The sequence below is a fragment of the Oceanisphaera litoralis genome (genome assembly GCF_016907015.1).
Lineage (GTDB): Bacteria > Pseudomonadota > Gammaproteobacteria > Enterobacterales > Aeromonadaceae > Oceanimonas > Oceanimonas litoralis.
On record NZ_JAFBBE010000006.1, the window covers coordinates 16,560 to 41,933 of the forward strand.

The 25,374-nt window shown below is 58.8% G+C and carries 30 protein-coding genes; 15 read left to right on the forward strand and 15 right to left on the reverse strand.

Annotation, left to right across the window (positions count from 1 at the left end; all coding sequences use genetic code 11):
• The first annotated feature begins 10 nt into the window (after positions 1 to 10).
• The 6 genes from mltB to lipA all read left to right on the forward strand — a co-directional run bounded on the left by mltB (position 11) and on the right by lipA (position 5,213).
• A complete protein-coding gene (gene mltB / locus HNR62_RS04875) occupies positions 11 to 982 on the forward strand; it encodes a lytic murein transglycosylase B (protein WP_204794962.1) in 972 nt (323 codons plus the stop codon).
• Complete coding sequence (locus HNR62_RS04880) at positions 966 to 1,886, forward strand: septal ring lytic transglycosylase RlpA family protein (protein WP_204794963.1); 921 nt, start codon at positions 966 to 968, stop codon at positions 1,884 to 1,886. Before mltB ends, HNR62_RS04880 begins: the two co-directional genes overlap by 17 nt.
• Before the next feature lie 70 nt (positions 1,887 to 1,956).
• Complete coding sequence (locus HNR62_RS04885) at positions 1,957 to 3,123, forward strand: serine hydrolase (RefSeq protein WP_420827137.1); 1,167 nt, start codon at positions 1,957 to 1,959, stop codon at positions 3,121 to 3,123.
• A gap of 201 nt (positions 3,124 to 3,324) precedes the next feature.
• Complete coding sequence (ybeD, locus tag HNR62_RS04890) at positions 3,325 to 3,588, forward strand: DUF493 family protein YbeD (protein WP_204794965.1); 264 nt, start codon at positions 3,325 to 3,327, stop codon at positions 3,586 to 3,588.
• Positions 3,589 to 3,597: 9 nt separating this feature from the next.
• Complete coding sequence (gene lipB, locus HNR62_RS04895; RefSeq protein WP_204794966.1) at positions 3,598 to 4,251, forward strand: lipoyl(octanoyl) transferase LipB; 654 nt, start codon at positions 3,598 to 3,600, stop codon at positions 4,249 to 4,251.
• Complete coding sequence (lipA, locus tag HNR62_RS04900; RefSeq protein WP_204794967.1) at positions 4,248 to 5,213, forward strand: lipoyl synthase; 966 nt, start codon at positions 4,248 to 4,250, stop codon at positions 5,211 to 5,213. Before lipB ends, lipA begins: the two co-directional genes overlap by 4 nt.
• 108 nt (positions 5,214 to 5,321) lie before the next feature.
• Here the strand turns inward: lipA and aroG are convergent, their stop codons facing one another.
• Positions 5,322 to 6,377, reverse strand: coding sequence for a 3-deoxy-7-phosphoheptulonate synthase AroG (gene aroG / locus HNR62_RS04905; RefSeq protein ID WP_204794968.1), 1,056 nt, complete (start codon positions 6,375 to 6,377; stop codon positions 5,322 to 5,324).
• Positions 6,378 to 6,593: 216 nt separating this feature from the next.
• On the opposite strand from aroG, the gene HNR62_RS04910 reads away from it, so the two are divergent.
• The 7 genes from HNR62_RS04910 to HNR62_RS04940 all read left to right on the forward strand — a co-directional run bounded on the left by HNR62_RS04910 (position 6,594) and on the right by HNR62_RS04940 (position 11,758).
• On the forward strand, positions 6,594 to 6,791 hold the full coding sequence (locus tag HNR62_RS04910; protein WP_204794969.1) for a DUF2061 domain-containing protein: 198 nt from the start codon (positions 6,594 to 6,596) through the stop codon (positions 6,789 to 6,791).
• A gap of 33 nt (positions 6,792 to 6,824) precedes the next feature.
• Positions 6,825 to 7,226 carry a DUF2750 domain-containing protein gene (locus HNR62_RS04915; protein WP_204794970.1) on the forward strand — a complete coding sequence of 134 codons (402 nt, stop codon included), beginning with the start codon at positions 6,825 to 6,827 and terminating at the stop codon, positions 7,224 to 7,226.
• On the forward strand, positions 7,226 to 7,663 hold the full coding sequence (locus tag HNR62_RS04920) for a YaiI/YqxD family protein (protein WP_204794971.1): 438 nt from the start codon (positions 7,226 to 7,228) through the stop codon (positions 7,661 to 7,663). The genes HNR62_RS04915 and HNR62_RS04920 overlap by 1 nt, the downstream gene beginning before the upstream one ends.
• A gap of 127 nt (positions 7,664 to 7,790) precedes the next feature.
• A complete protein-coding gene (locus tag HNR62_RS04925; RefSeq protein ID WP_204794972.1) occupies positions 7,791 to 8,336 on the forward strand; it encodes a YceB family lipoprotein in 546 nt (181 codons plus the stop codon).
• 158 nt (positions 8,337 to 8,494) lie between these two features.
• The gene (locus HNR62_RS04930; RefSeq protein ID WP_204794973.1) at positions 8,495 to 9,097 is read left to right on the forward strand and encodes a LysE family translocator; all 603 of its coding nucleotides are present in this window, start codon (positions 8,495 to 8,497) and stop codon (positions 9,095 to 9,097) included.
• A 94-nt stretch (positions 9,098 to 9,191) separates the two neighbouring features.
• Positions 9,192 to 11,234, forward strand: coding sequence for a protein-disulfide reductase DsbD family protein (locus HNR62_RS04935; protein ID WP_204795124.1), 2,043 nt, complete (start codon positions 9,192 to 9,194; stop codon positions 11,232 to 11,234).
• Positions 11,231 to 11,758 (forward strand): protein disulfide oxidoreductase, encoded by a 528-nt coding sequence (locus tag HNR62_RS04940; RefSeq protein ID WP_204794974.1) that lies wholly within the window; start codon positions 11,231 to 11,233, stop codon positions 11,756 to 11,758. The genes HNR62_RS04935 and HNR62_RS04940 overlap by 4 nt, the downstream gene beginning before the upstream one ends.
• A gap of 85 nt (positions 11,759 to 11,843) precedes the next feature.
• On the opposite strand, the gene HNR62_RS04945 is transcribed toward HNR62_RS04940, so the two are convergent.
• The 5 genes from HNR62_RS04945 to gpt form a co-directional block, all read right to left on the reverse strand.
• Positions 11,844 to 12,272, reverse strand: a complete 429-nt coding sequence (locus HNR62_RS04945; RefSeq protein WP_204794975.1) for a hypothetical protein — start codon at positions 12,270 to 12,272, stop codon at positions 11,844 to 11,846.
• An 85-nt stretch (positions 12,273 to 12,357) separates the two neighbouring features.
• Complete coding sequence (locus HNR62_RS04950) at positions 12,358 to 13,614, reverse strand: glutamate-5-semialdehyde dehydrogenase (RefSeq protein WP_204794976.1); 1,257 nt, start codon at positions 13,612 to 13,614, stop codon at positions 12,358 to 12,360.
• Positions 13,615 to 13,622: 8 nt separating this feature from the next.
• Positions 13,623 to 14,726, reverse strand: coding sequence for a glutamate 5-kinase (proB, locus tag HNR62_RS04955; protein ID WP_204794977.1), 1,104 nt, complete (start codon positions 14,724 to 14,726; stop codon positions 13,623 to 13,625).
• 114 nt (positions 14,727 to 14,840) lie between these two features.
• Positions 14,841 to 15,239 (reverse strand): sigma factor-binding protein Crl, encoded by a 399-nt coding sequence (gene crl, locus HNR62_RS04960; RefSeq protein WP_204794978.1) that lies wholly within the window; start codon positions 15,237 to 15,239, stop codon positions 14,841 to 14,843.
• 159 nt (positions 15,240 to 15,398) lie between these two features.
• Positions 15,399 to 15,869 (reverse strand): xanthine phosphoribosyltransferase, encoded by a 471-nt coding sequence (gpt, locus tag HNR62_RS04965; RefSeq protein WP_204794979.1) that lies wholly within the window; start codon positions 15,867 to 15,869, stop codon positions 15,399 to 15,401.
• A gap of 400 nt (positions 15,870 to 16,269) precedes the next feature.
• Between gpt and HNR62_RS04970 the strand changes: the two genes are divergently transcribed.
• Both HNR62_RS04970 and HNR62_RS04975 read left to right on the forward strand, forming a co-directional pair.
• The gene (locus tag HNR62_RS04970; RefSeq protein WP_204794980.1) at positions 16,270 to 16,611 is read left to right on the forward strand and encodes a hypothetical protein; all 342 of its coding nucleotides are present in this window, start codon (positions 16,270 to 16,272) and stop codon (positions 16,609 to 16,611) included.
• 131 nt (positions 16,612 to 16,742) lie between these two features.
• Positions 16,743 to 16,889 (forward strand): hypothetical protein, encoded by a 147-nt coding sequence (locus tag HNR62_RS04975; protein ID WP_204794981.1) that lies wholly within the window; start codon positions 16,743 to 16,745, stop codon positions 16,887 to 16,889.
• Between the two features lie 82 nt (positions 16,890 to 16,971).
• Here the strand turns inward: HNR62_RS04975 and dinB are convergent, their stop codons facing one another.
• The 9 genes from dinB to HNR62_RS05020 form a co-directional block, all read right to left on the reverse strand.
• Entirely contained in the window at positions 16,972 to 18,027 is a 1,056-nt protein-coding gene (dinB, locus tag HNR62_RS04980; RefSeq protein ID WP_204794982.1) for a DNA polymerase IV, read from the reverse strand.
• Positions 18,028 to 18,120: 93 nt separating this feature from the next.
• Positions 18,121 to 18,345, reverse strand: a complete 225-nt coding sequence (nqrM, locus tag HNR62_RS04985) for a (Na+)-NQR maturation NqrM (protein ID WP_204794983.1) — start codon at positions 18,343 to 18,345, stop codon at positions 18,121 to 18,123.
• A 1-nt stretch (position 18,346) separates the two neighbouring features.
• Complete coding sequence (locus HNR62_RS04990; protein ID WP_204794984.1) at positions 18,347 to 19,381, reverse strand: FAD:protein FMN transferase; 1,035 nt, start codon at positions 19,379 to 19,381, stop codon at positions 18,347 to 18,349.
• Between the two features lie 6 nt (positions 19,382 to 19,387).
• Positions 19,388 to 20,611, reverse strand: a complete 1,224-nt coding sequence (gene nqrF / locus HNR62_RS04995; protein WP_204794985.1) for an NADH:ubiquinone reductase (Na(+)-transporting) subunit F — start codon at positions 20,609 to 20,611, stop codon at positions 19,388 to 19,390.
• A gap of 25 nt (positions 20,612 to 20,636) precedes the next feature.
• Entirely contained in the window at positions 20,637 to 21,233 is a 597-nt protein-coding gene (nqrE, locus tag HNR62_RS05000; protein ID WP_204794986.1) for an NADH:ubiquinone reductase (Na(+)-transporting) subunit E, read from the reverse strand.
• Positions 21,234 to 21,236: 3 nt separating this feature from the next.
• Positions 21,237 to 21,869, reverse strand: a complete 633-nt coding sequence (locus tag HNR62_RS05005; protein WP_204794987.1) for an NADH:ubiquinone reductase (Na(+)-transporting) subunit D — start codon at positions 21,867 to 21,869, stop codon at positions 21,237 to 21,239.
• Positions 21,862 to 22,632 (reverse strand): Na(+)-translocating NADH-quinone reductase subunit C, encoded by a 771-nt coding sequence (locus tag HNR62_RS05010; protein WP_204794988.1) that lies wholly within the window; start codon positions 22,630 to 22,632, stop codon positions 21,862 to 21,864. The genes HNR62_RS05005 and HNR62_RS05010 overlap by 8 nt, the downstream gene beginning before the upstream one ends.
• Entirely contained in the window at positions 22,625 to 23,866 is a 1,242-nt protein-coding gene (locus tag HNR62_RS05015; RefSeq protein ID WP_204794989.1) for an NADH:ubiquinone reductase (Na(+)-transporting) subunit B, read from the reverse strand. Before HNR62_RS05015 ends, HNR62_RS05010 begins: the two co-directional genes overlap by 8 nt.
• A gap of 3 nt (positions 23,867 to 23,869) precedes the next feature.
• Positions 23,870 to 25,213, reverse strand: coding sequence for a Na(+)-translocating NADH-quinone reductase subunit A (locus tag HNR62_RS05020; RefSeq protein ID WP_204795125.1), 1,344 nt, complete (start codon positions 25,211 to 25,213; stop codon positions 23,870 to 23,872).
• Between the last annotated feature and the right edge of the window lie 161 nt (positions 25,214 to 25,374).

The window sequence follows — 25,374 nt, forward strand, 5'->3', positions numbered from 1 at the left end:
GGATTATCGAATGCGTCTTGCCCTTGTTTCCGCCGCCTTGCTGTTGACCACCTCGGTAACCGCTGCCGAGATAAATCCGGAACAGCAGCGCTGGCTTGACGAACTGGCCGGCAAGTTTGAAGTGCCCATCGCCGAACTGAATGACGCCATGACTCAGGCCAGCTATCAGCAATCGATCATCGATGCCATGACCCGACCGGCAGAAGCCAAACCCTGGCACCAGTACAGGTCCATTTTTCTGACCGAGAAGCGACTGCAACAGGGTGTCGAGTTCTGGCAACAGCACGCCGAGCTGCTGGCCCGGGCCGAGCGGGAACTGCAGGTGCCGGCACACATCATCACCGCCATCATCGGCGTGGAAACCTTCTACGGCGCCCACATGGGCAGTCACAAGGTGCTGGATGCACTCTATACCCTGGGCTTCAACTATCCGCCCCGGGGCGAGTTTTTCCGCTCCGAGTTTGCCCATTACCTGCAGCTGGCCAAGGAGCAGGGCTGGGCACTGCTCGATCAGAAAGGCTCCTACGCCGGCGCCATGGGCATGGGTCAGTTTATTTCCTCCAGCTACCGCCATTATGCGGTCGACTTCGACGGTGATGGCGAGCGCAACCTGTTTCAGGCGGTGGATGCCATCGGCAGCGTCGCCAACTACTTTCATGAACACAAATGGCAACCGGGTGACGATGTTGCCTATCCGGCCCGGGCAACCGATACCGAGGCCGCCGACGCCCTGCTGGGCCCGGCGCTGGAGCTGAGTCACAGCTGGGCCGAGCTGGCGGCTGCCGGCGTGGTGGTGGAGCAGGAACTGGATGCAGACACCCCGGTCAAGCTGATTCGCCTGGACGGCGTCGATGGTCCGGAATATTGGGTGATACGGCATAACTTTTACGTGATTACCCGCTATAATCGCAGCCCCTTGTACGCCATGGCAGTCTATCAACTCAGTGAGCAGCTTAAGCAGGCCTATGAACCGTCTCTCTAAATCCCTCTTGCCCTTGGCGGCACTGGGGCTGGCTGCCTGCAGCAGCCAGCCGGAACAGGCAGTAACACCGGACAAGCAGGATGCCGCCTACGATCGGGAAACCGCCGGCGGCCGCTATGCCCTGCGCCAGGACAAGCCGCCCGCCAACGCGCCCGACATGAGCCAGGTGAAAAATGCGGTGCCCCGCTTCGAGCCCTACAGCCGGCGGGGTAACCGGGATTACAATGTCTGGGGCAGTGACTATCAGGTATGGAATGACGTCAAGCACTACCGGGACGAAGGTCTGGCTTCCTGGTATGGCGCCAAGTTTCATGGCTATGAAACCTCGAACGGCGAAATCTACGACATGTATACCATGACCGCCGCCCACAAGAATCTGCCGCTGCCGTCCTTCGTCAAGGTCATCAATGTCCAGAACGGCAAGCAGGTGATCGTCCGGGTCAATGATCGAGGGCCCTTTCATGGCGATCGCATTATCGATCTTTCCTATGCCGCCGCCTACAAGCTGGATATGCTCGACACCGGCACGGCACAGGTCAGGGTCGAGCTGCTCAGGATGGCTCCCGATGGCCAGTCGATACAGCTCGCCGCCGATGACCCGCAGACACAGGTGACGGGTACGCCGCTGGCCTACCGGCCAACGGCCGGCACCCAAACGGCGGTGGCCGCCCACAAGACGCCGGCCACCGCCGACCGCCATATTCAGTTGCTGGCCACCCGTTCCGCCGATAAAGCCAAGGAACTTGCTGCCCGGCTGACCAAGGCGTATGGTTTCCCCGCACGGGTGGAACAGAGCGCCGAATGGTACCGCCTGCAGATGGGTCCCATTCCGGCCAACAAAATGGAAGATACCCTGTCCCGACTCGTGGCCGAAGGGTACGCACAGGCTTATTTTCTGAATTAATCGGCCTTATTTTCAACTTACACCGGCAACTAATGCCTATTTATACAGGGATCCAGCAGACGTTATGCGTATGGTTAACACTCTCCCCTCTTTATTGCTCGCCGCTTTGGTGTCCTTTACCAGCCAGGCACAGACTCAGGGACCCATGATACCGGAGCCACCGGCCATCGCCGCCAAATCCTATGTACTGATGGATTACGCCAGCGGCCAGGTACTGGTGTCGCACCAGGCCGACGAAACACTGCCGCCGGCCAGCCTGACCAAGATGATGACCTCCTACATACTGGGCCAGGCGCTGCAGGAAGGTAAGGTCAAACGTGACGATCTGGTCACCATCAGCGAAGCCGCCTGGGCCCAGAATTTTCCCGGCTCCTCGGTGATGTTTCTGGAAGTGGGCAAGCAGGTCAGCATCGATCAGCTGAACCGGGGCATCATCATCCAGTCCGGTAACGATGCAACCGTGGCCGTGGCCGAGCACCTGGCCGGCAGCGTCAATTCCTTTGCCGATCTGATGAACGGCTGGGCGGCCCGGCTGGGCATGACCAACAGCCATTTCGTCACGCCCCACGGCCTGCACAGCGATGAGATGTATACCACCGCTTACGACATGGCGCTGCTGGGTCAGGCGCTGATCCGCGATGTGCCGGAAGAATATAAAATCTATGCCGAAAAATCCTTTACCTATAACGGTATTACCCAGCACAACCGTAACTCGCTGCTGTGGGATCAGTCGCTGAATGTCGACGGCATCAAGACCGGCCATGTCTCGGCCGTCGGTTACAACCTGGTGTCTTCCGCCACCAAGGAAGACATGCGTCTGATCGCCGTGGTGATGGGGGCGGCGAACGAACGGATGCGCGCCTCCGAAAGCAAGAAACTACTGACCTATGGCTTTCGCTTCTATCAGACCCTGACCCCTTACCAGGCGGGCAGCAAGCTGATGGATCAGCGGATCTGGATGGGCGACAGGGACACCGTCGCCCTCGGCGTGGACAAGACGGTCGCGGTAACCATACCCCGCGGCCAGGCCCAGAGCCTGGAAGCCGACTTTACCCTCGACAAGGCGCTGAAGGCCCCGCTGGCAAAAGGCGAACAGGTTGGCACCCTGCACCTGAAGCTGGACGGCAAAGATGTGATGACCATGCCGCTGGTGGCGCTGGAAGAAGTAGAACAGGGTGGCATCTTCAGCCGCCTGATCGACTACATCAAGCTGCTGGTTCAGGATCTGTTCAACTGAGCCCCGTCGGGAGTGGGCTGGAGTAAGCCGAACAGCCGGAAGCGGCACGCTTCGGGCTTGTTCATCGCCCTTCCCCGCCAGATAAGTTGCCGGTTTCGAAACCGGCAATTTTATGGTAAAAATGTGAAATAGGTTATGGAACGGTTTCCATCACCCCCGAATAGCGCACGTTCCCGAATAGCGCACGTAGTAAAGGTTGCCATGAATACCAAATTTGATGAGTTGCTCGATTTTCCCTGCCGCTTCCCGTTCAAGATCCTGGGCCTGGCCGATGAGCGCCTGCCCGATATGGTGGTGGAAGTGCTGCAACAGCATGCCCCCGGTGATTACAGCCCGCAGGTTCGCCCCAGCAGCAAAGGTACCTACCACGCCGTGACCGTTCAAGTGACGGTGCACAGCAAGGAGCAGGTAGAATTGCTGTACCAGCAACTGGGTGAACTGGAACTGGTCAAGTACGTACTCTAGGACATAGTGATGTTGCAGGATAAGCTTACCGTCAGGCACTGGGGACAGGCCTCCTACGAACACGTCTGGCATACCATGCAGATGTTTACCGACCGGCGGGATCAAGACACCCAGGATGAATTCTGGCTGGTCGAGCACCTGCCGGTGTTCACCCAGGGTCAGGCCGGCAAGGCCGAGCATATTCTCAACGTCGGCGACATTCCGCTGGTACAGACCGACAGAGGCGGCCAGGTCACCTATCACGGCCCCGGACAGCTGGTGTTGTATCTGCTGGTCGATGTCCGTCGCAAAAAACTCGGCGTTCGCCCGCTGGTTACCGGTATGGAAAGCGCCATCGTCAACCTGCTGGCCGATTACCGGATAACAGCCTATGCCAAGCCCGATGCACCCGGCGTCTATGTGGGGGACAGCAAGATTGCCTCCCTGGGACTGCGGGTGCGCCGAGGCTGCTCCTTTCATGGGCTGGCGCTTAACGTCAATATGGATCTGACCCCTTTTCTGCGCATCAACCCCTGTGGTTATGCGGGCATGGCCATGACCCAGTGCTGTGCCCTTGGCGGACCCCAGACCCTTGAAGAAGCTCAATCCCGACTGGTACCCTTGCTGGCAGAGCAGCTTGGTTATCAACATCTCTACTACACCACAGAGAAGCTGAAACTATGAATAAACCTGTACGCGTAGAGCCCGGCGTAAAATTGCGTGATGCCGACAAGATGGCCCTGATCCCGGTCAAGTACATGCCGGAGGCAGACGAGGAAGTATTGCGCAAGCCGGAGTGGATGAAGATCAAGCTTCCTCCCAGTAATCAGCGCATACAGGGCCTCAAAGACATAATGCGCGAAAACAAGCTGCACTCTGTTTGCGAAGAGGCATCCTGCCCCAATCTACCCGAGTGTTTCAACCACGGCACCGCCACCTTCATGATCCTCGGCGCCATCTGTACCCGCCGCTGCCCCTTCTGCGACGTGGCCCACGGTCGCCCGCTGGCGGTGGATCCGGAAGAGCCGGGCAAGCTGGCCAAGACCATCAAGGAGCTGGGCCTCAAATACGTGGTCATCACCTCGGTGGACCGGGACGATCTGCGCGACGGCGGTGCCCAGCACTTCGTCGACTGTATCCGCGCCATCCGCGAACAGAGCCCCAATACCAAGATTGAAATTCTGACCCCGGACTTCCGTGGTCGCATGGATACCGCGCTGGAAATCTTCAAGGATACGCCGCCGGACGTGTTCAACCACAATCTGGAAACCGCCCCGCGCCTGTATCGGGTTGCCCGTCCCGGCGCCGATTACAAGTGGTCGCTGGAGCTGCTGCGCCGGTTCAAGGAAATGCACCCGCAGGTGGCCACCAAGTCCGGTCTGATGATGGGCCTGGGCGAGACCAACGAAGAAATCGCCGAGGTGCTCAAGGATCTGCGCGCCCACAAGGTCTCCATGCTGACCCTGGGCCAGTATCTGCAGCCGAGCCGCCATCACCTGCCGGTGAAGCGCTACGTGCCGCCGGCAGAGTTTGACGAGCTGAAAGTGATTGCCGACAACCTCGGCTTCTCCCACGCCGCCTGCGGCCCCTTCGTCCGCTCGTCCTACCACGCGGACTTGCAGGCCCAGGGTGTGGAAGTGAAGTAACCACTCCCCCGCATCAAAAAAGGAGCCTTACGGCTCCTTTTTTTATCGTTCAGATCTGGGGCTCTCCTTACCCCTCACCCCTCACGTTTCTATTCACCCCTCAGGTTCTCAAGCCTGGCGGCGGGCGGTGACGGCGTCGGCCAGTTGCGCCAGCAGGGCTTCGGTATCTTCCCAGCCGATGCAGGCGTCGGTGATGCTCTGGCCGTAGGTCAGCTCGCAACCCTCTTCCAGATCCTGACGGCCTTCCACCAGGTGGCTTTCTACCATGACCCCCATGATCGCCTGCTCACCGGCGGCCAGCTGGCCGCAGACATCCTCGGCCACCACCAGCTGCCGCTGATACTGCTTGCTGCTATTGGCATGGCTGAAGTCGATCATCAGCTTCTGCGGCAAACCGGCTTTTTCCAGACCGGCGCAGACGGTGGCGACGTGATCGGCGCTGTAATTGGGCTCCTTGCCACCGCGCAGAATAATATGACAGTCCGGATTGCCGGCGGTGGCGACGATGGCGGAATGGCCCAGCTTGGTCACCGACAGAAAATGGTGCGAGGCGCTGGCCGCGCCGATGGCATCGGCCGCCACCTTGATGGTGCCGTCGGTACCGTTCTTGAAACCGACCGGGCAGGACAGGCCGGAAGCCAGCTCACGGTGCACCTGAGACTCGGTGGTGCGGGCGCCGATGGCACCCCAGCTCATCAGATCCGCCAGATACTGGGGCGTGATCATGTCGAGAAACTCACTGGCGGTGGGCAGGCCCATATCATTGAGATCCAGCAGCAGCTTGCGGCCGATCCGCAGGCCGTCGTTGATCTGGAAGCTGTTGTCCAGATAAGGGTCGTTGATCAGCCCCTTCCAGCCGACGGTGGTGCGCGGCTTTTCAAAATAGACTCGCATCACGATTTCCAGTCGGTCCGCATAGTGATCGCGCAATACCTTGAGTCGCTTGCCATACTCGATGGCGGCGTCGGTATCGTGAATGGAGCAAGGTCCGATCACCACCAGCAGGCGATCATCTTCACCCGCCAGCATGCGGTGAATGGCTTGGCGTGACTCGAACACGGTGGACGACGCGGTATCGGTGGCCGGATATTTTTCCAGCACCGCGATCGGCGGCAACAGTTCCTTGATTTGATTAATGCGAATATCGTCGGTTTGAAAATGCATGAGCAACCCTGCTTACCATTCCGAGCCCCTGGCTCGTTTTTATCGAAAAAGACTGGTTTCAATCTATCCCGAGCAGGGGCAGGCTGTAAACGCTCAATTGGCCCATGGCGGCATTTGTTTGATAGAAAATACCAATCGAAAAGATAAAAAACAAAAATTGGACGCATAAATAGTAATTGTTATCATTTATTTATCTTCCAACCAGAGATCTGCCTCATGCCCAAGACGCTTACTTTCGCCCTCGTCCATTTTACCGTTGCCTTCAGTGTGGCCTACCTGCTTTCCGGTGATCTGCTGGTAGGCGGACTGATTGCCCTGGTGGAACCCATGGTCAATACCGTCGCCTATTTCTTTCATGAGAAGGCCTGGAACAAATTCGGCGGCAAGCTGGACAAAACAGGGCTTGCAGTGTGAACATGCAGGCAGATCCCCAGTATGAGAAAAACCATGAGCTATACCCTGACCGAGGCCGACAAGGCCGCCGCCCAGACCATGCGCGATGATGAGCGTTTCAATCATTTCGTGAGTCGGGTGTGCGAGCACAACGAAATCTGGATCCTCACCGACGAGCACGGCTGCATGATGCTGACCTCGGACGATGACGAAGACTGCATTCCGGTGTGGCCCCACGCAGACTATGCCAAAGAGTGGGCGGTGGACGACTGGAGCCAGTGCAAGCCCGAGGCCATCAGCCTCAGGGTGTGGCAGAGCCGCTGGGTGCCCGGCATGGAAGACGACGAGCTGATGGTCGCCGTCTTCCCTACCTCCGACGCCACCGGGGTGGTGGTCGAGCCAGGCGAGGTACAGGAAGCCATCGATCGCAAGAAAAAACCGGGTCGACATAACTGATGCACATCTGGGTCGATGCGGATGCCTGCCCCAAGGTGATCCGCGATATTCTGTTCCGTGCCGCCGAGCGTACTCAGACGCCGCTGACCATGGTCGCCAACCATTCGCTGCCGCTACCTGCCTCGAACCTGATCAAACAGCTGCAGGTGCCCAAAGGCTTCGATGTGGCCGATGATGAAATCGTGGCCCGTATCCGGCCCGGAGAAATTCTGATCACCGCCGATATTCCCCTGGCGGCCGAGGCACTGGCAAAAGATGCCAGAGTGCTGAGCCCGCGCGGAGAAAGGTACGACAAGGGCACCATCAGGGCCAAACTGACCATGCGCGACTTCATGGATACCCTGCGTTCCAGTGGCGTGCACACCGGCGGACCGCCCACCCTGAGCCCCGCCGACCGTCAGACCTTCGCCAATCAGCTGGATCAGTTGTTACGTTGAAACCGTGAGGGGTGAATCGTGAGGAGTAAGGGGTAAAAGGCAAAAATCTGCTTTTTATCTCCTTTTTATCTCCTTCCTCACTCCTCCCCCTTCACTCCTCACATGTCCTGTAAACCAGAGGTATACCATGTTCAAGCCCCTTCTTATCATGTTGAGTACCCTTCTGCTGAGCGCCTGTGCCGGGCTCAGCCAGTACAGCGTGTCGGAAAGCGAGATTGAAAAATCGCTTTATACCCTGCTGGAACAGCAGGCGCCGCGCTTTACCCAGGGCCTGGTGGAGACCCGAATCGACAGGCTGGACTTGCAGATAGGTCCCGACAGCCGTGACGTGGTGCGGCTCAACCTGCAGGGCGAAACCGCCATCAATGCCCTGATCGCCCGTTTTCCGGCCCAGCTGGATCTGGCCATCGAGGGCCGTCCTGTCTACGACCGCCAGCAGAATGCGATTTTTCTGCGTGACCTCAAGCTGCTGCAAAGCAAGGTCGATGCCTTCGGCTATCAGGGTGACATGACCGCCGCCTCGGCCGGCATGATGCAGCTGCTGCGCGCCGTGCTGGAAAACCAGCCGGTCTACCGACTCGACGACAGCCGCTATTCCTGGCTGAGCAAGGCCCCGGTGGCCATGGACATCGCCCCCGGCCGCCTGGTATTCAGCCCCCGCTTCGGCGACTAAGGCGACTCAATTAGCTGCAAATCCGGCGAGAAAGCATGAGGCTGTTTTCATCCTAAATAGCCATAGCCTGTTGTCCGGCATTTGGCCTACAATGACCGACAACCTCTTTAACTCAAACCAGAACCCTAGGTAGGTGTGCTATTAATTCTGCAGTCTTGATGGTGTTTATCCCCACCTTTTTCTTCGTCTCGGTCACGCCGGGCATGTGTATGACCCTGGCGCTGTCGTTAGGGATGACGGTCGGGGTGCGCCGCACCCTGTGGATGATGGTCGGCGAGCTGGTCGGCGTGGGCCTGGTCGCCTGCCTGGCGGTGGTCGGCGTGGCCGCTGTCATGCTGCAATATCCGCAATTGTTTCAGCTTCTCAAGTACGGCGGCGGCCTCTATCTGGCCTGGCTCGGTATTCAGCTGTGGCGGTCCCGGGGCAAGCTGGCCCTGAGCCCGGTGGATGCCGGCCCGCGCCATATACCGGCCCGCACCCTCATCAGCCAGGGCTTCATCACCGCCATTGCCAACCCCAAGGGCTGGGCCTTTTTCATCGCCCTGCTGCCCCCCTTTATCGACAATCAGGCACCGCTGGCCGGTCAGCTGCTGCTGCTGGTATCGATTATCCTCTCGCTGGAGTTCATCTGCATGCTGCTCTACGCCAGCGGTGGCCGCACCCTGAGCCGGGTGCTGCAACAAAAGGGCAAGGTCAGGCTGATGAACCGCATTGCCGGCAGCCTGATGCTGGGCGTGGCGCTGTGGCTGGCCGTCGGTTAACAGCAGATGGTGTTGTGCGTGTTCCGGCAGTGAGATTAGCGCCATCATCTTGTAAGCTTGCGTTAATCCACCGGAGACTCTATTCGTGATCAGAATGTTTACCTTTTTTATCCTGCTGCTGTCGGCAGCCTTACCGCTACAGGCTGCCGATACCGGCTGGCTGCAGGCACCCGAGCACCCCCCGGTGCAGGTGCGGCTGATACAGACAGGCCCCTATGATGCGGCCAATAATCATTATCCGGCGCTGTTGCAGGTTCGCCTGCAGGAGGACTGGAAAACTTACTGGCGCTCCCCCGGCGAAGGAGGTATTGCACCCCGGCTGGACTGGCAGTCATCCGACAACCTGCTGTCGGTCAACTGGCAGTGGCCGCTGCCCGAGCGCTTCTCCCTGCTCGGGGTCGAAACCCAGGGCTATCACAATGCCGTCGACTTTCCGCTGCAGCTGACCCCGGCCGAGGCCGGAAAGGCAAGCCGCTTCGATGCCAGCCTGACCCTGCCCAGCTGCACCACCATCTGCGTGCTCACCGAATACGCGCTGCAACTGCCCCTCGAGCCGCAGATGGCGACCGACGAAAACCTGAATCACCTGTATCAGCAGGCGGTGTCCCGGGTACCCCGTCCGGCGAGCCTGGTGCAGGCCGAGCGGCTGGTCTGGGATCCGGCCGCCAAACAGCTCGATGTGACGCTGACCAATCCCCGAGGCTGGCAGCAACCAGCGGTATACGTCGACGAGCTCGACAGCAGCATCTTCAGCCAGCCGCAACTGACGGTGAGCGACACCCGACTGCAAGCCCGGTTCAAGGTCGGCAGCTGGGATCCCGACCTGAACCTGGATGATCAGGTGGTGGTGATCACCGCTACCGATACCGGACTGGCTGAAGAGCTGGCCGGCGTCATCACCCGCGGCACCCTGGCTCCAATAGCGGCCAGCATGCCACCGCTGGGTCTGGTGCTGCTCTATGCCCTGCTCGGCGGCCTCATCCTCAACATCATGCCCTGTGTCTTGCCGGTGCTGGGACTCAAGCTCAACAGCCTGCTGCTGGGACACCGCTCTCGCTCCGAGGTGCGTCGCCCCCTGCTGTGGTCCGCCCTCGGCATCATGCTGTCGTTCTGGGTGCTGGCCGGCTTCATGCTGGCACTAACCTGGTCCGGCGCCCAGCTTGGCTGGGGCATACAGTTCCAGCAACCGGGCTTTATCGGCTTCATGCTGCTGGTTACCGCCCTGTTCTCGCTTAACCTGTTCGGGCTGTTCGAGCTGCGCCTGCCCACGGCCATGAGTACCTGGCTGGCGACCCGTCCCGGCCACGGCAATGGCGGCCATCTGCTGCAGGGCATGTTCGCCACCCTGCTCGCCACCCCCTGCTCCGCACCCTTTCTGGGAACGGCGGTGGCGGTGGCCCTGGCCTCCACGCCACTGGTGCTGATGGCCATCTTCACCGGCCTGGGCCTGGGCATGGCGCTGCCCTGGCTGTTACTGGCGCTGTTCCCCGGAGTCATTGGCGCCCTGCCCAAACCCGGCCCCTGGATGATCAAGGTAAAGTGGCTGTTCGGCCTTATGCTGCTCGCCACCAGCCTCTGGCTGCTGTCGCTGCTGCAATATACCCTGGGCAGCACCGCCACCCTGGCGCTGGCTATCCTGCTGATAGCACTGCCGATAGGGTCGCTGCTGCGTCACTATGGCGCCCGGGGTCTGGTTTTCAGTCTGGCCGGCCTGATGCTGCTGGGCGCAGCCGGGGGCGTCACCGCCCTGCTGACTCAATCTCGTTGGGTCAGCCCGGTGAAGGATGAGCTGAACTGGCAGCCGCTGGATCCGGTGCAAATCAAGCGCGAAGTGGCCGCCGGCAAGCGGGTGTTCGTGGATGTCACCGCCGACTGGTGCATTACCTGCCAGGCAAACAAGATAGGCGTGGTGTTACGGGATCCGGTCTACTCGGCCCTGCAGCAAGACGACATGGTGCTGATGCGCGGCGACTGGACTCGCCCCGATGCGGCCATTACCGACTACCTGCGCACCAATCAGCGTGCCGGTATACCCTTCAATCAGGTATTTGGCCCCGGCCTGCCCCAGGGCAAGGCGCTCGAGGTGCTGCTGACCAGCGACCAGGTCATGGATGCGTTGAAAGAGGCACAGCCATGAGCAGCGAAGTGAAAAATCGAAACTGGCGCAGGCGAATCGGCTCGGGTCTGGTCTACCTGCTGTTGATCGCCACCCTGGTAACGGCCGCCGATCTCTGGCGCAGTCGGGATCTGCCCACCGAGGTGGCGTCATTGGGCAGCATGACCACACTGGGCGGCGAGACCATAGACCTCGATGCCATGAGCCGGGAACAACCTGTGCTGCTCTATATATGGGCCAGCTGGTGCGGCGTGTGCAGGCTGGTATCGCCCATGGTGAACCTGGTCGGTGCGCCCCATGCCCGCGTCGTCGGCATCGCCATCGCCTCGGGTCCGGATGCCCGGGTTACCGGCTATGTGCGTGACAAGGGGTATGACTTTGCGGTAGTGAACGATGAGGATAACCGGCTGGCGCAAACACTCGGCGTCCGGGTCACCCCGACCCTGATGGTCGCCAGCCAGGGCAAGCTGCGCTTCGCCACCGCCGGCATCACCACACTGCCGGGCATGTACCTGCGGCTGTGGCTGGCCCGGATCGGGGATTAGGGATTAGGGATTAGGGATTAGGGATTAGGGATTAGGGTACTATTCCCTATTCACCAATCCCTATTTCACTTCTTTTTCGCTTTTTTCAGAACAGGACTCGTCGGCCCTTGATGCAGTCCCGGCATACCGGCTCTCCCTGCAGGGAGCCCAGTAGCTCGGGGGCGCAGCGTTTACCACAACTGCTGCATTCGTGAAATGACTTCAGTCTCAAGGCTATGGTGTCCTCGACCAGTGCCATCAACTGTTCCAGACTGCCATTACTAGCCTCCACCACCCCCTGGGAGCGGGGCTTGATGGTATGAATATCGTGATGACGCCACTCCATGGCCGGCAGCAGCACCTCTACCTTGTCATGCTGAAACGCGACGATGACCAGGGCAGGATCCCCGATAAACAACGTCTGTGCCCCCTGTACCGGATAGGGTAGTTGGCTCTTGAGATGTTGCCGCCACGACTCAAGAGTAGCTGGCAACGGCATTGCCAGCAGCAGGGCGTCCAACAGCTTGGATGGCATACTATCCTCTCTTCACCATGCTGGCGGCCAGGGCCGCCGGCGTGTCTATTCAGCAATGTGTCAGCCATATATCAGCCATGTATGATCAATCGCGGATCAGGTAATCCGCCTGGCCTATCCACTTGTAGCTGGTCAGCTCTTCCAGCCCCATGGGACCGCGGGCATGCAGTTTCTGGGTCGAGACGGCCACTTCGGCCCCCAGGCCGAACTGGGCGCCATCGGTGAAGCGGGTAGAGGCATTCACATAGACCGCCGCCGAGGGGGCGCCATTGATAAAGCGCTCGGCATTGCTCAGGCTGCCGGTGAGAATGGCATCGGAATGGCTGGCGTTATAATCGCGCAGGTGCGCCAGTGCCTCGTTCACGCCGGATACCAGTTTCACGCCCAGGGTCAGACTCAGCCACTCGGTGTCGAAGTCCCCCTCGACGGCGGCACGCACCCGGGCCGGCCCCGTCGTCAACAGCGTCAGCGCCTCGTCATCGGCCACCATCTCAACGCCTTTTTCCGCCATGCGTGTGCTGAGCAAGAGCAACAGCTCGGCCGCCACCGCCCGATCCACCAGCAGGGTATCCAGGGCATTGCAGGCACTGGGCCTGTGGGTCTTGGCGTTATCAATCACCTCGATGGATCGCACCAGATCGGCACTGTCGTCGACAAAAACATGGCTGATGCCGAAACCGCCGATGATCACCGGTATGGTCGCCTGCTCTTTGCACAGTCGATGCAGGCCGGGGCCACCGCGGGGTATGATCATGTCCACGTATTGATCGAGCTTGAGCAGGCCGCTGACCCACTCCCGACCCGGCTCACTGATGTACTGCACACAGCCTTCGGGTAATTGACTGGCCGCCAGCGCCTGCCGGATCACCTTCACCAATTCCTGATTGGTATGAAAGGTTTCCCGACCGCCACGCAGTATGCTGGCATTACCGGTTTTCAGGCAGAGGGCGGCGATATCGATGGTCACGTTGGGGCGGGCTTCATAAATCACCCCCACCACACCAAGCGGTACCCGGCGACGCGACAACCGCATGCCGTTTTCCAGCATCCGCGAGTCCAGCTCGCTCCCCACCGGATCCGGCAATGACACCACGTTACGCACGTCGTCGGCAATGGCCTTGAGCCGGGCCGGATTCAGCATCAGCCTGTCCAGCATCGCCTCACCGATACCGTTTGCACGAGCGGCCTCCAGATCCCTGGCGTTGGCGGCCAGAATGTCGCCTGCGGCCGCTTCGAGGGCATCGGCCATTACCAGCAGGGCCTGATTCTTGGCCCGGGTAGAGGTGTCGGCCAGGGTATGGGCGGCAGCGCGCGCGGCCTGCCCCATTTGTTCCAGATTCATACTATCTCCTACAAGAGCACCAGATCGTCGCGGTGAATGGCCACGTTGCCATAGCCATAGCCCAGCAGTGATTCGATCTGCTCTGAGTGTTGTCCTTTGATTCGATTCAGGTCGAGCGCATCGTAACGACAGATGCCCCGCGCCAGCTCCCGCCCTTCGGGATTGACGATACGCACCGCCTCTCCCCGACGAAAGCGGCCTTCTATCTGTACTATGCCCTTGGGCAGCAGACTGGAGCCTTTTTCCCGCACCGCCTTGACCGCCCCGGCATCGATATGAATTTCGCCATGGGGAGGGGGACCAGCCAGGATCCAGCGCTTGCGACTTTCGAGCGGGGTGGCCAATGCCGGAAAACGGGTACCGATACGCTCACCTTCGGCCAGGCGGCCGATCACTTCCGGTACCTGACCGGTGGCAATCACCACATCGATGCCGGCACGGCGGGCCACATCCGCCGCCTGCAGCTTGGTGGCCATGCCTCCGGTACCCAGACCACCTATGCTGCCCCCGGCCAGCTTTCGCAGGGTATCGTCTATGGTCTGTACTTCCTCGATGAGTTGCGCCTTGGGATCGTTACGGGGATCGGCGGTAAAGAGTCCCTTCTGATCGGTCAGCAGGACCAACAGATCCGCCTCGGCCAGTATGGCGGCCCGGGCCGATAGATTATCGTTGTCACCGACCTTGATTTCGTTGGTCGCTACCGCATCGTTTTCGTTGATGACCGGAATGATACGGTGGGCCAGCAAGGCCCGCAGGGTATCGCGGGCATTAAGATAACGTTCCCTGTCTTCCAGATCGGCCCGGGTGAGCAGGATTTGACCCACATGCAACCCATAGAGATTGAACAGTGACTGCCAGGTCTGGATCAGCTGGGTCTGGCCCACGGCGGCCAGCATCTGCTTGTTGGCCATGGTGCCGGCCAGCTCGGGAAAACCCAGGTGTTCACGTCCGGCGGCAATGGCTGCCGAGGTCACCACAATAATCTGATGGCCGGCCCGGTGCAGGCTGGCGCACTGACGCACCAGTTCGACCATGTGGCCCCGATCCAGATGACGGGAACCGCCGGTGAGCACGCTGGTGCCCAGTTTTACAACAATGGTTTTGCCTTTCATGGAACGCCCTGCGGCTCCTTACTAACAGCAATGCCGGCAGAGCCGGCAAGATAATAAAACGAGGCGCATCCGGGCCACGGATAATAACGGCTATCGCCGTAAATGATGGTCGGCTCAGGCTACGCTCAACAGATGATTGTTTCCCAACGCGGGAGAAGGACGAACAGTGAGCGACAATTCATCCATGCAATTGCCCAGCTTATCGTAAAAATCACGCAGCGTACGCGCGACTTCCGCTTCGTGTTTTTTGGGCAAGGCTCGCAGTTGCCACTCTCCGCTTGCATCGAAAAAACCGAGCTGATAATGAAACTCGAAAGTCTGGCCGTCCTCGGTGCTCAGTATCAGCCACCAGCCCCAGAACTCACGTGCCTCCGGCTCGGCCTTGGCGCTGACACACACCGACAGGCAGTCGAAAAAATAGTGTGATTCACTCGACTTCAGTTCCCGCAGATAGGGACCGATGGCGGTGAACTTTCGTACCAGTTTACGATGAGCAACCCTGTCTATGGTCATGAACACCTCCCTGTTAACTTGCCTATATGTAACGTTTTTTTGGCCGGGGGTAAAGGCCGCCAGTGGTTCTTGCCGTAAATAACGCCAGATGCAGTCAAAGGTGGTGACACGCCTCACTTAATAACGAGTAAACAAAAAAGGCTCCCGAGGAGCCTTTTGTCACGCTTCGTCTTGCTCGCACAGCGGCGGCACAAACACCACCCCCATGTCCCAGGGCTGCTCTATCCAGGTATCCTGGCCAACGTGCACTTCAAAGTCATCCACCAGTGCCTCGCCCTTTGGCTTGGCGAACACGGTAATGAACCGGGCCTTGGGGTACATTTCACGGATCACTCTGGCGGTGTTACCGGTGTCCACCAGATCGTCGATAATCAGAAAGCCTTCTCCGTCTCCTTCGGTCTTTTTGAGCACCTGGAGATCGGAGCGCTGTTGATTGTGGTCGTAGCTGGAGATGCACAGGGTATCTACATGACGGATCCCCAGTTCCCGCGCCATAATGGCGGCCGGTACCAGGCCACCACGACTGACGGCGATAATTCCTTTCCACTGACTGGCAGGTAACTGACGTTCGGCCAGCTTGCGCGTTTCGCGCTGAAATGAATCCCAGGTGACGACGAATTTGTTGGACATAAAAAGAACCTTTGGGTGTTAGCTTTCAAGACAAGATGGCCACCGCTGCTCACTGCCCTCTTGCAGACCACACCAGGATCCGGGCAGCCTCAGTCAAACAACGAGCAAACAATGGCCGCATTATAGAGATCCCTCCCATTCTTGACCAGAGTTACAGCTTTTTATTGCACGTCCCTTGCTTTAACAGCAGCGCCCCTGTGGCCTCATGGCCGCCATGCTTCCCTGATGCGGTTACACTCTTCACACCTGGTACTCTTCACGCCTGGTACTCTTCACACCTCGTACTCTTCACACCTTGCGAGTCAAGGCGTCAGCAAGCGACTGCCGGACGCCGTATTCGGTGTGCAAAGGGCATTATTTGACTTATGCTTTCGGGCAGAATTCAACGGAGGTAACCACCATGAAAAGTGCCCCTTTTTACCTGCTGCTGACCCTGCTGGCCGCGCCGGCGATGGCCGACAACCTCTTCAGTGGCATCATCGACTTTGGTCGCGATCTACTGGACGAAACCCGCAAGCTGGCGCCCGGTATTCAGAACGACAAACGCAATGAAGCACCAAGCCCTGTTGCTGCAACGGCGCCGGACGACGGCCGGGATCGCCCGGCGCTGGAAAATTCGGCACACAGCCAGAACACAGTGATAGTGGCGCCGTCTTCCACCGGGATGCCGCCGCCCTCTCCCGCCGAAAATCATGGCTGGCAGTTCGTGGAAGAAGACCACCTAAACGGCAGCAACCAGTAATATCAGGTAAAAGGCTCGCCGGTACACGAAGCTGACGGCGGCTTCTGCCCTGGCGCAGAGCCGTCATATTTTAAATTGGATTTCAATATGTTAAGATAGTTAGACATCTAAGCTTATTATAAGGAGCCAATATGAAGAGAACTCACATAGCCCTGTTTCTGGCCTTGAGCGCAGGTTATCTGGGCGCCGCGTCGGCCGAGAACTTGCCGAACAAAGCCCGGCAAACCGATAAAGAAGTCATGGAAAGCAGCAGCGACAAAGACAGCCTCGATAAATAATACCGGCGGAAAAGCCTTGGCTGGCTCACGGAAAAACACGAGCTGAAAGCCTGCTCTGGCGTCCCTCGGGGTTAACACAAGCTTACCATTCAAAACTCAGTTGCTCAGCCCGAGCCACCTGCTCATGCCCTTGGTGGCATAACTCGACACTCACCCCCACCAACCGAACCCCTCGCCCCCGGGCTCGCTCCCAGGCTTCGACACACAGCCGTTCGGCCAGGGCAAATTGTGGCCACTCGCAGCGGCGCGACAGTGTGGTCTGGGTGAAATCATCGAATTTCAGCTTGATACACAGCCCCTTGATGGCGCTGTGGTCCAGTCGCCGTATCAGTTCGGGCCACAAGCGCAACAATACCTGTATGCCCTGCTCCGGCTGGTGAATATCGGTGACCAGTGTGGTTTCGACCCCCACCGACTTTCTTACCCGCTCGGTCTGGACTTCCCGCTCGTCGATGCCCTGGCCACGCTGCCACAGCAACCGGCCGAACTTGCCGAAGCGACGAACCAGCTCCGCCTCGCCCACCTCAAGCAGCTGTTCGCAATGCTCCAGTCCCAGCGCGGTAAGCTTTTCCGCCGTCTTGCGGCCCACCCCGGGCAGCTTGGCCAGCGGCAACCGACGCACAAAGTCGGCCACCGCCGCGGGCGGCAGCACGAAGAGGCCGTCCGGCTTGTTTTCTTCCGAGGCGATTTTGGCCAGAAACTTGTTCGGCGCCACCCCGGCCGAGGCGGTCAGTTGCAGCTCGTCCCTGATGGCCCGGCGAATGTCTTCGGCGATCAGGGTGGCACTGCCGCCAAACCAGGGGCTGCCGCTCACGTCCAGATAGGCTTCGTCGAGGGAGAGGGGTTCGACCAGGCTGGTATAGCGATGGAATATTTCCCGGATCTGCTGTGAGACCGCCTTGTACTCGGCCATGTTGCCGGGGATCAACAGCAGGTGCGGGCAGCGTTGCAGCGCCTGATGGCTGGCCATGGCCGAGCGAATGCCGTAGGCGCGGGCCGGATAGTTGCACGTGGCGATAACCCCGCGCCGGCTGGCGCTGCCGCCGATGGCCAGCGGAATGTCACGCCACTCCGGATGCTTGCGCATCTCGACGGCGGCAAAGAAGCAGTCCATGTCCACATGAATGATTTTACGCATAAAAGACGTGAGGGGTGAGGCGTAAAAGGTAAGGAGGTAAACGCGAGGAGATGTTTTTCCCCTCCCCCCTCACTCCTTTCCCCTCACTGTCTGTCAGATGATGCGGTTTTCTCCCAGCATCTGCCGGCGGGCTTCTTCCTTGGCCATTTTTTTCTTGCGGCTGGCGCAAGGATCCGGGCAGTCACAGGCTTTTTCTATGCCTACGCCACCCAGGCCGCCACAGGAGCCGGCAATGGTCTTGCGCTGCACTATATAGCCGATGGCCATGGCGAAAATCACCAGGGCGAAGACTGCAAAGGTAATCAGAAAATACAGCATATCAACCTCTTGAATACTTCTTGAAGGCGCTGGTCATGTCCACTCTGAAGCCATCGTCCGTCTTGGTCAGCAGATACACCGCCAGCCGGTGTTGCTCGGCAAACGCCAGTGCCTGCTCGGGACCCATGACCGTCAGCGCAGTCGCCAATCCGTCGGCGATCATACAGGATGGATGGATCACTGTCACCGATGCCAGCTGATGAGTAATGGGCTGGCCGGTCTTGGGATTGATGGTGTGAGACAGCCGTTGCCCGTCCAGTTCATAGTAGTTGCGGTAGTCACCGGAAGTGGCCACGCTGTTGTTGCCCACCGCTATCACCTGCTGCACCGAGCCGGTTCCCGGGCCCGGTTTTTCTACCGCTATGGTCCAGGGCTTTCCATGACGATTGAGGCCACTGAGCCGTACCTCACCACCGATTTCCACCAGGTGATCGGTCACTCCCTCTTCACTCAGATATTCGGACACCATGTCCACCCCGAAGCCCTTGGCGATGGCGGACAGGTCCACGTAGAGCTCCGGCAGCTGCTTGTACAGATACTCGGCCTCGCTGTCGATAGCCACCCGCAGGTGTTGCAGGCCGGTTCGTGCTCGGGTCTCTGCCAGCAGTGACGCATTGGGTATCCGGCTCGGCCTGGCATCGGGACCGAAGCCCCACAGGTTGACCAATGGGCCGACGGTGACGTCCAGCGCCCCCTCGGTCAGTCGCCCCAGTTGCAGCGCCGCCGTCACCACCCGGGCTGTGTCGGCAGACACGGGAAAAGGATCCTGCCCCCGATACCGGTTGAGGCGGCTCAGCTCCGAGTCCTCCCGATAGGTGGACATCTGATCGTTAAGCCGTTCCAGACGGTTGTCTATCTCCGCCTGCAGCGCCCGGGCCCGGGACTCATCGACATCCACTACCTTGACCGAGTAGTAGGTGCCCATGGTGTTGCCGGTCAGATGCTGCTGCTGACGCTCGACCACCGCCGGTTTACAGGCGACCAATAAAAAGGCCAGCCCCAGGGGGGCCAGCCATTTGATTACACAAGAGCTCATCAGTGTTTAACCACCAAAGTCATCCAGCAGAATGTTGTCTTCTTCCACACCCAAATCCTTGAGCATGTTGATGACGGCGGCGTTCATCACGGGCGGACCACACATGTAGTATTCACAGTCTTCGGGCGCGTCGTGATCCCGCAGATAGTTTTCATACAGCACGTTATGGATAAAGCCGGTGTGGCCGGTCCAGTTGTCTTCCGGCAGCGCGTCACTCAGAGCCACATGCCACTGGAAGTTCTCGCACTGTTCCTGCAGACCATCGAAGTCTTCCACATAGAACATCTCGCGCTTGGAACGGGCACCGTACCAGAAGCTGATCTTGCGCTTGGAGTTCAGGCGCTTGAGCTGGTCGAAGATGTGCGAACGCATCGGCGCCATGCCGGCACCACCGCCGATAAACACCATTTCGGCATCGGTGTCCTTGGCGAAGAACTCGCCGAAGGGACCGGAGATGGTGGCCTTGTCACCCGGCTTCAACGACCAGATGTAGGAAGACATCTTGCCCGGAGGCGCGCTCCAGTTACGTGGCGGCGGGGTCGCGATCCGCACGTTGAGCATGATGATACCTTCTTCTTCCGGATAGTTGGCCATGGAGTAGGCGCGGATGGTTTCCTCGTCTACCTTGGACTCCAGCTCGAAGATCTTGAACTTGTCCCAGTCTTCTCGGTATTCCTCGGGCACATCGAAGTCTTTGTACTTGACGTGGTGAGGCGGCGCTTCAATCTGAATATAACCACCGGCACGGAAAGGCACGCTTTCGCCATTGGGGATCTTCAGCTTCAGTTCCTTGATGAAGGTGGCCTTGTTATCGTTGGAGATAACCTCACAGTCCCACTTCTTGATGCCGAACACTTCTTCCGGCAGCTCGATCTTCATGTCCTGCTTGACGTTGACCTGACAGGACAGACGCTCGCCCTCACGGGCCTCGCGCTTGGAGATGTGATCCTGTTCGGTCGGCAGTATTTCACCGCCCCCTTCCAGAATGCGCACCCGACACTGTCCGCAGGTACCACCGCCACCGCAGGCGGATGAAACGAAGATGCCATTGGCCGCCAGGGCGCCGAGCAGCTTGCCGCTGGCACCTGTGGTGATCGCCTTGTCGGGATCGTCGTTGATGCTGATAGTCACATCCCCTTCCGCGACCAGCTTGGACTTGGCAAACAGGATAATGCTTACCAGGACCAGCACGATCACGGTGAACATGACCACGCCTAGAATGATTTCCATCTATTGTTCCTTTTCTATCACCGGGTTACAGGGATATGCCAGAGAAAGACATGAAGCCAAGCGCCATCAGGCCGGCGGAGACGAAGGTGATCCCCAAGCCGCGCAAACCATCGGGCACATCCGAATACTTCATCTTCTCACGCAGACCGGCCAGCAAGACAATTGCCAGCATCCAGCCAATGCCGGAGCCAAAGCCGTAGACGATGGATTCGGAAAAGTTGTAGTCCCGCTGTACCATGAAGGACACACCACCGAAGATGGCGCAGTTAACGGTGATCAGCGGCAAGAAGATACCCAGCGCGTTGTAAAGTGCCGGGAAAAACTTGTCCAGCGTCATCTCCAGGATCTGAACCAGAGCCGCAATTACCCCGATAAAGGTAATGAAGTTCAAAAAGCTCAGGTCCACCCCTTCGGCCAGCGCGCCGTCTTTCAGGATAAAGTTGTAGATCAGGTTGTTAACCGGTACCGAAATGGTCAGTACCACTACGACCGCCACACCCAGACCAAACGAGGTCTTGACCTTCTTGGACACCGCCAGGAAGGTACACATACCCAGAAAGAAGGCCAGGGCCAGGTTCTCGATGAAGACGGCACGAACAAACAGACTCAGATAATGTTCCATCTTTTACTCCTTGGCCTCTACCTGTTCGGGGCGGAAGGTACGCAGTACCCAGATAATGCCACCGATGATGAAGAAGGCGCTCGGCGGCAGCAACAGCATACCGTTGGCCTGATACCAGCCACCGTTCTTGATCAGCGGCAGAATTTCGATGCCGAACCAGGTGCCGGAGCCGAACAGCTCACGAATGGTCGCCACCACCAGCAGGATCAGGCCGTAGCCCAGACCGTTACCGATGCCGTCCAGGAAGGACATCATGGGCGGGCTCTTCATGGCGTAGGCTTCGGCACGCCCCATCACGATACAGTTGGTGATGATCAACCCAACGAATACCGACAACTGCTTGGAGATGTCATAGGCATAGGCCTTGAGGATCTGGTCCACCACGATGACCAGAGAGGCGATAACCGCCATCTGGGCAATAATCCGCACCGAGTTGGGGATCTGGTTGCGGATCAGCGAGATAAACAGGTTCGAAAACGCCGTTACCGCGATCACCGCCAGCGACATCACGAATGCCGTCTGCATCTGCGAGGTCACCGCCAGGGCCGAACAAATACCCAGCACCTGCAGTGCGATGGGGTTGTTGCCGACGATGGGACCGAACAGAACCTTTTTCATTTCAGCTTTATCAGCCATTGTTCAGCTCTCCTTCACGAACCTTGGCCAGGAAAGGACCGAAACCCTGTTCACCCAACCAGAATTCAAAGGTTTTTTGCACGCCATCGGAGGTCAGGGTAGCACCGGACAGGCCGTCTACGCTGGAGGGAGCTCCTTCGGGGGCACCACCTTTCACCACCTTCAGTGCCGGCTTGCCGTTTTCATCGAACAGTTTCTTGCCGACGAACTGGGCACGCCAGGACGGGTTTTCCACCTCACCGCCGAGCCCGGGCGTTTCACCCTGCTCGTAGTAGGTAATCCCCTTGATGGTGTTGCCATCGGGGGCCACGGCCACGAAGGCATACATGGTAGACCAGAGGCCCTGACCATGAATGGGCAGTATTATGCTGTCCAGATCACCGTTTTCATCCTTGGCCATGTATACCGGCACCAGATTGGCGCGGCGGCGAATACCCGCCGGATCTTCACTCGGGCTCAGCTTGACGCTGACGGCGGGATCCTTGGCGGCATTGCGCTGGTTGTAGCCCTGCACCGATTTGTCCGAAAATGCACCGGTCGCCAGATCCAACAGGCGGGCATCGATGAAGCGTTCGTAGTTTTCGGCCACATTGGCACGACCCAGTCCCGCCACATCGACGATATTGGTCTGTACGTCCAGGGCCTGGTTACGCTGCTGGGTCGGTTTCAGCAACACGGCTGCACCGGATACCACGACAGAGCACACCAGACACAAGACGCCGATGACGGCAAAAGTTCTGCCGGTAGATTCTTTCTTAGCCACGAGCCAGCCTCCGTTTGATGTTAGCCTGCACCACAAAGTGGTCAAACAAGGGAGCGAACAGGTTGGCGAACAGGATGGCCAGCATCATGCCTTCGGGGAAGGCCGGATTGACCACACGGATCAGCACCACCATGACGCCGATCAGGGCGCCGTACCACCATTTACCCTTGTTGGTAAAGGACGCGGACACCGGGTCGGTTGCCATGAACATCATGCCGAAGGCAAAGCCGCCCAACACCAGGTGCCAGTACCAGGGCATGCTGAACATGGCATTGGTATCGGAGCCGAGGAAGTTGAACAGGGTTGCGGTGGCAATCATGCCGATCATCACGCCCGCCACGATACGCCAGGAGGCAATACCCATGTAGATGATGAAGAGACCGCCCAGCAGAATCGCCAGGGTAGACACCTCGCCAATCGAGCCCTGAATGTTACCGATAAAGGCATCCATCCAGCTGATCATGGAACCGGTGTTGGCATCCATCAACGCCGCCTGACCACCTGCGGCCCACTGGCCCAGGGCGGTGGCACCGGAGAAGCCGTCAACCGCGGTCCATACGGTGTCACCTGAAATCTCGGCCGGATAGGCGAAGAACAGGAAGGCACGACCGGCCAGGGCCGGGTTGAGAAAGTTCTTGCCGGTGCCGCCGAAAATTTCCTTGGCCATCACCACGCCGAAGGTGATACCCAGCGCCGCCTGCCACAGCGGCAGGGTCGAGGGCACTATCAGCGCAAACAGCACAGAGGTCACGAAGAAGCCTTCGTTTACTTCATGCTTGCGTACGGTGGCAAACAGCACTTCCCAGAAACCACCGACGATGAACACCGTCAGGTAGATAGGCAGGAAGTAAGTCGCGCCCAGCAACATCTTGCTGCCCCAGCCGGCACCGTCACCCAGGGTGGCCCCCAGGCTCTGTGCCAGACCATAACGCCAGTTAGCGTCAATGACCGAGGCCAGCTCGGCCGGGCTGCTGTACATGCTCATCAGGGCATTGATGGTCTGCCCGCCGGAGTTGTACATACCGAAGAACATGGCCGGAAAGGTCGCCATCCACACCATGATCATGATGCGCTTCAGATCGATACTGTCGCGCACATGAGAGGCGTTGCGGGTCACCATGCCCGGGGTATAAAGCACGGTGGCAACCGCTTCATACAGGGCGTAAAACTTTTCGTATTTACCACCCGGCTCGAAATGGTGTTCGAGCTTTTCCAGAGTGTGTTTCAAGCTCATTACTTAACCCTCTAGCTCAATCGTGGTCAGACACTTGCGCAGGGCCTGGCCATAATCGTATTTGCCCGGACACACATAGGTACAGAGTGCCAGATCTTCTTCATCCAGCTCCATGCAGCCCATGGTCTGGGCGCTTTCGGTATCGTTGGACAACAGATCACGCAGCAGCAGGGTCGGCAGAATATCCAGCGGCATAATGCGCTCATAGTTGCCGATGGGTACCATGGCACGGGCAGAGCCGTTGGTGGTGGTGGTCAGATCGAACAGCTTGCCCTTGGTCAAATGGCTCAGGTAGGCGCGGGTCACGGAGAACTTGTTGGCGCCCGGCGCCAGCCAGCCCATGAACTCTTTCTCGCGCCCTTCGGCCAGAACCGATATCTGCAAGTGATAACGACCCAGATAGGCATGAGGACCATTGGCGGTGGTGCCGTACAGCACAGAACCGGAAATAACGCGGTTCTCGCCATCCTGCAGCTCACCGGCGGTCAGTTCGTTCACCGAAGCACCGATGCGGGTACGCAGCAGGCGAGGCTTCTGTACCACGGGGCCACCCAGGGCGACAACGCGATCGGTAAACAGCTCACCGGTAGTGAACAACTTGCCGAAGGCAATCACATCCTGATAGTTGATATACCAGACCACCTTACCGGGCACGACAGGATCGATAAAGTGAATGTGAGTGCCCGGCAGTCCGGCTGGATGCACACCACCGAACACCTGTTCCGTGATGTTGCCGGCCTGAGCCTGAGGCAGGCTGCCTTCACCCTTACAGACATGCACCTGACCTTCGGTCAACCGGCTCAGCACCTGCAGACCATCGGTAAAGGCTTGCGCATTTTCCTTGATGATCAGTTCGGCATTGGCGCTCAGCGGGTTGGTGTCCATGGCGGTGACGAAGATGGAGCTGGGAGTAGAACCGACGGCAGGCACCTTGCTGAAGGGGCGGGTGCGCAGGGCAGTCCACAGGCCGGACTCAACCAGCTGCTCGCGGACGGTTTCGGGTTCCAGCTTGGGAAGTTCAGCAGAAGCGTATTTCGAGAAAGTAATCTGTTCTTCGCTGTCATCGACGGCAATCACGACCGATTGCAGTACACGTTTGGCACCACGATTGATTTCAACCACGGTACCCGCGGCGGGAGCTGTGAATTTAACGCCTGGATTCTTCTTGTCCTCGAAGATCACCTGACCTTTTTTGACACGATCCTCTACCTTGACGTGCATGGTAGGGCGCATGCCCACAAACTCCTCACCCAGCGTAGCAACACGTTTGATGGCAGGACCATCGTAGATTACTTGCTCTGGGGCCCCGGAAATCGGGAGATCCAGTCCTTTTTTAATTGTAATCATACTCATTTGCACTACTTGTTAGGGGAAGACAGGTACTTGCCATGTCAGACATGACAACATGCTGATGAGTCGCTACCGGTCTGCCTCTAGCGTGCTGAAACAGCATGACTACAGTCCGGTAACATCCAGCCCGATATATAAAGGCGCACAATTCTAGCACT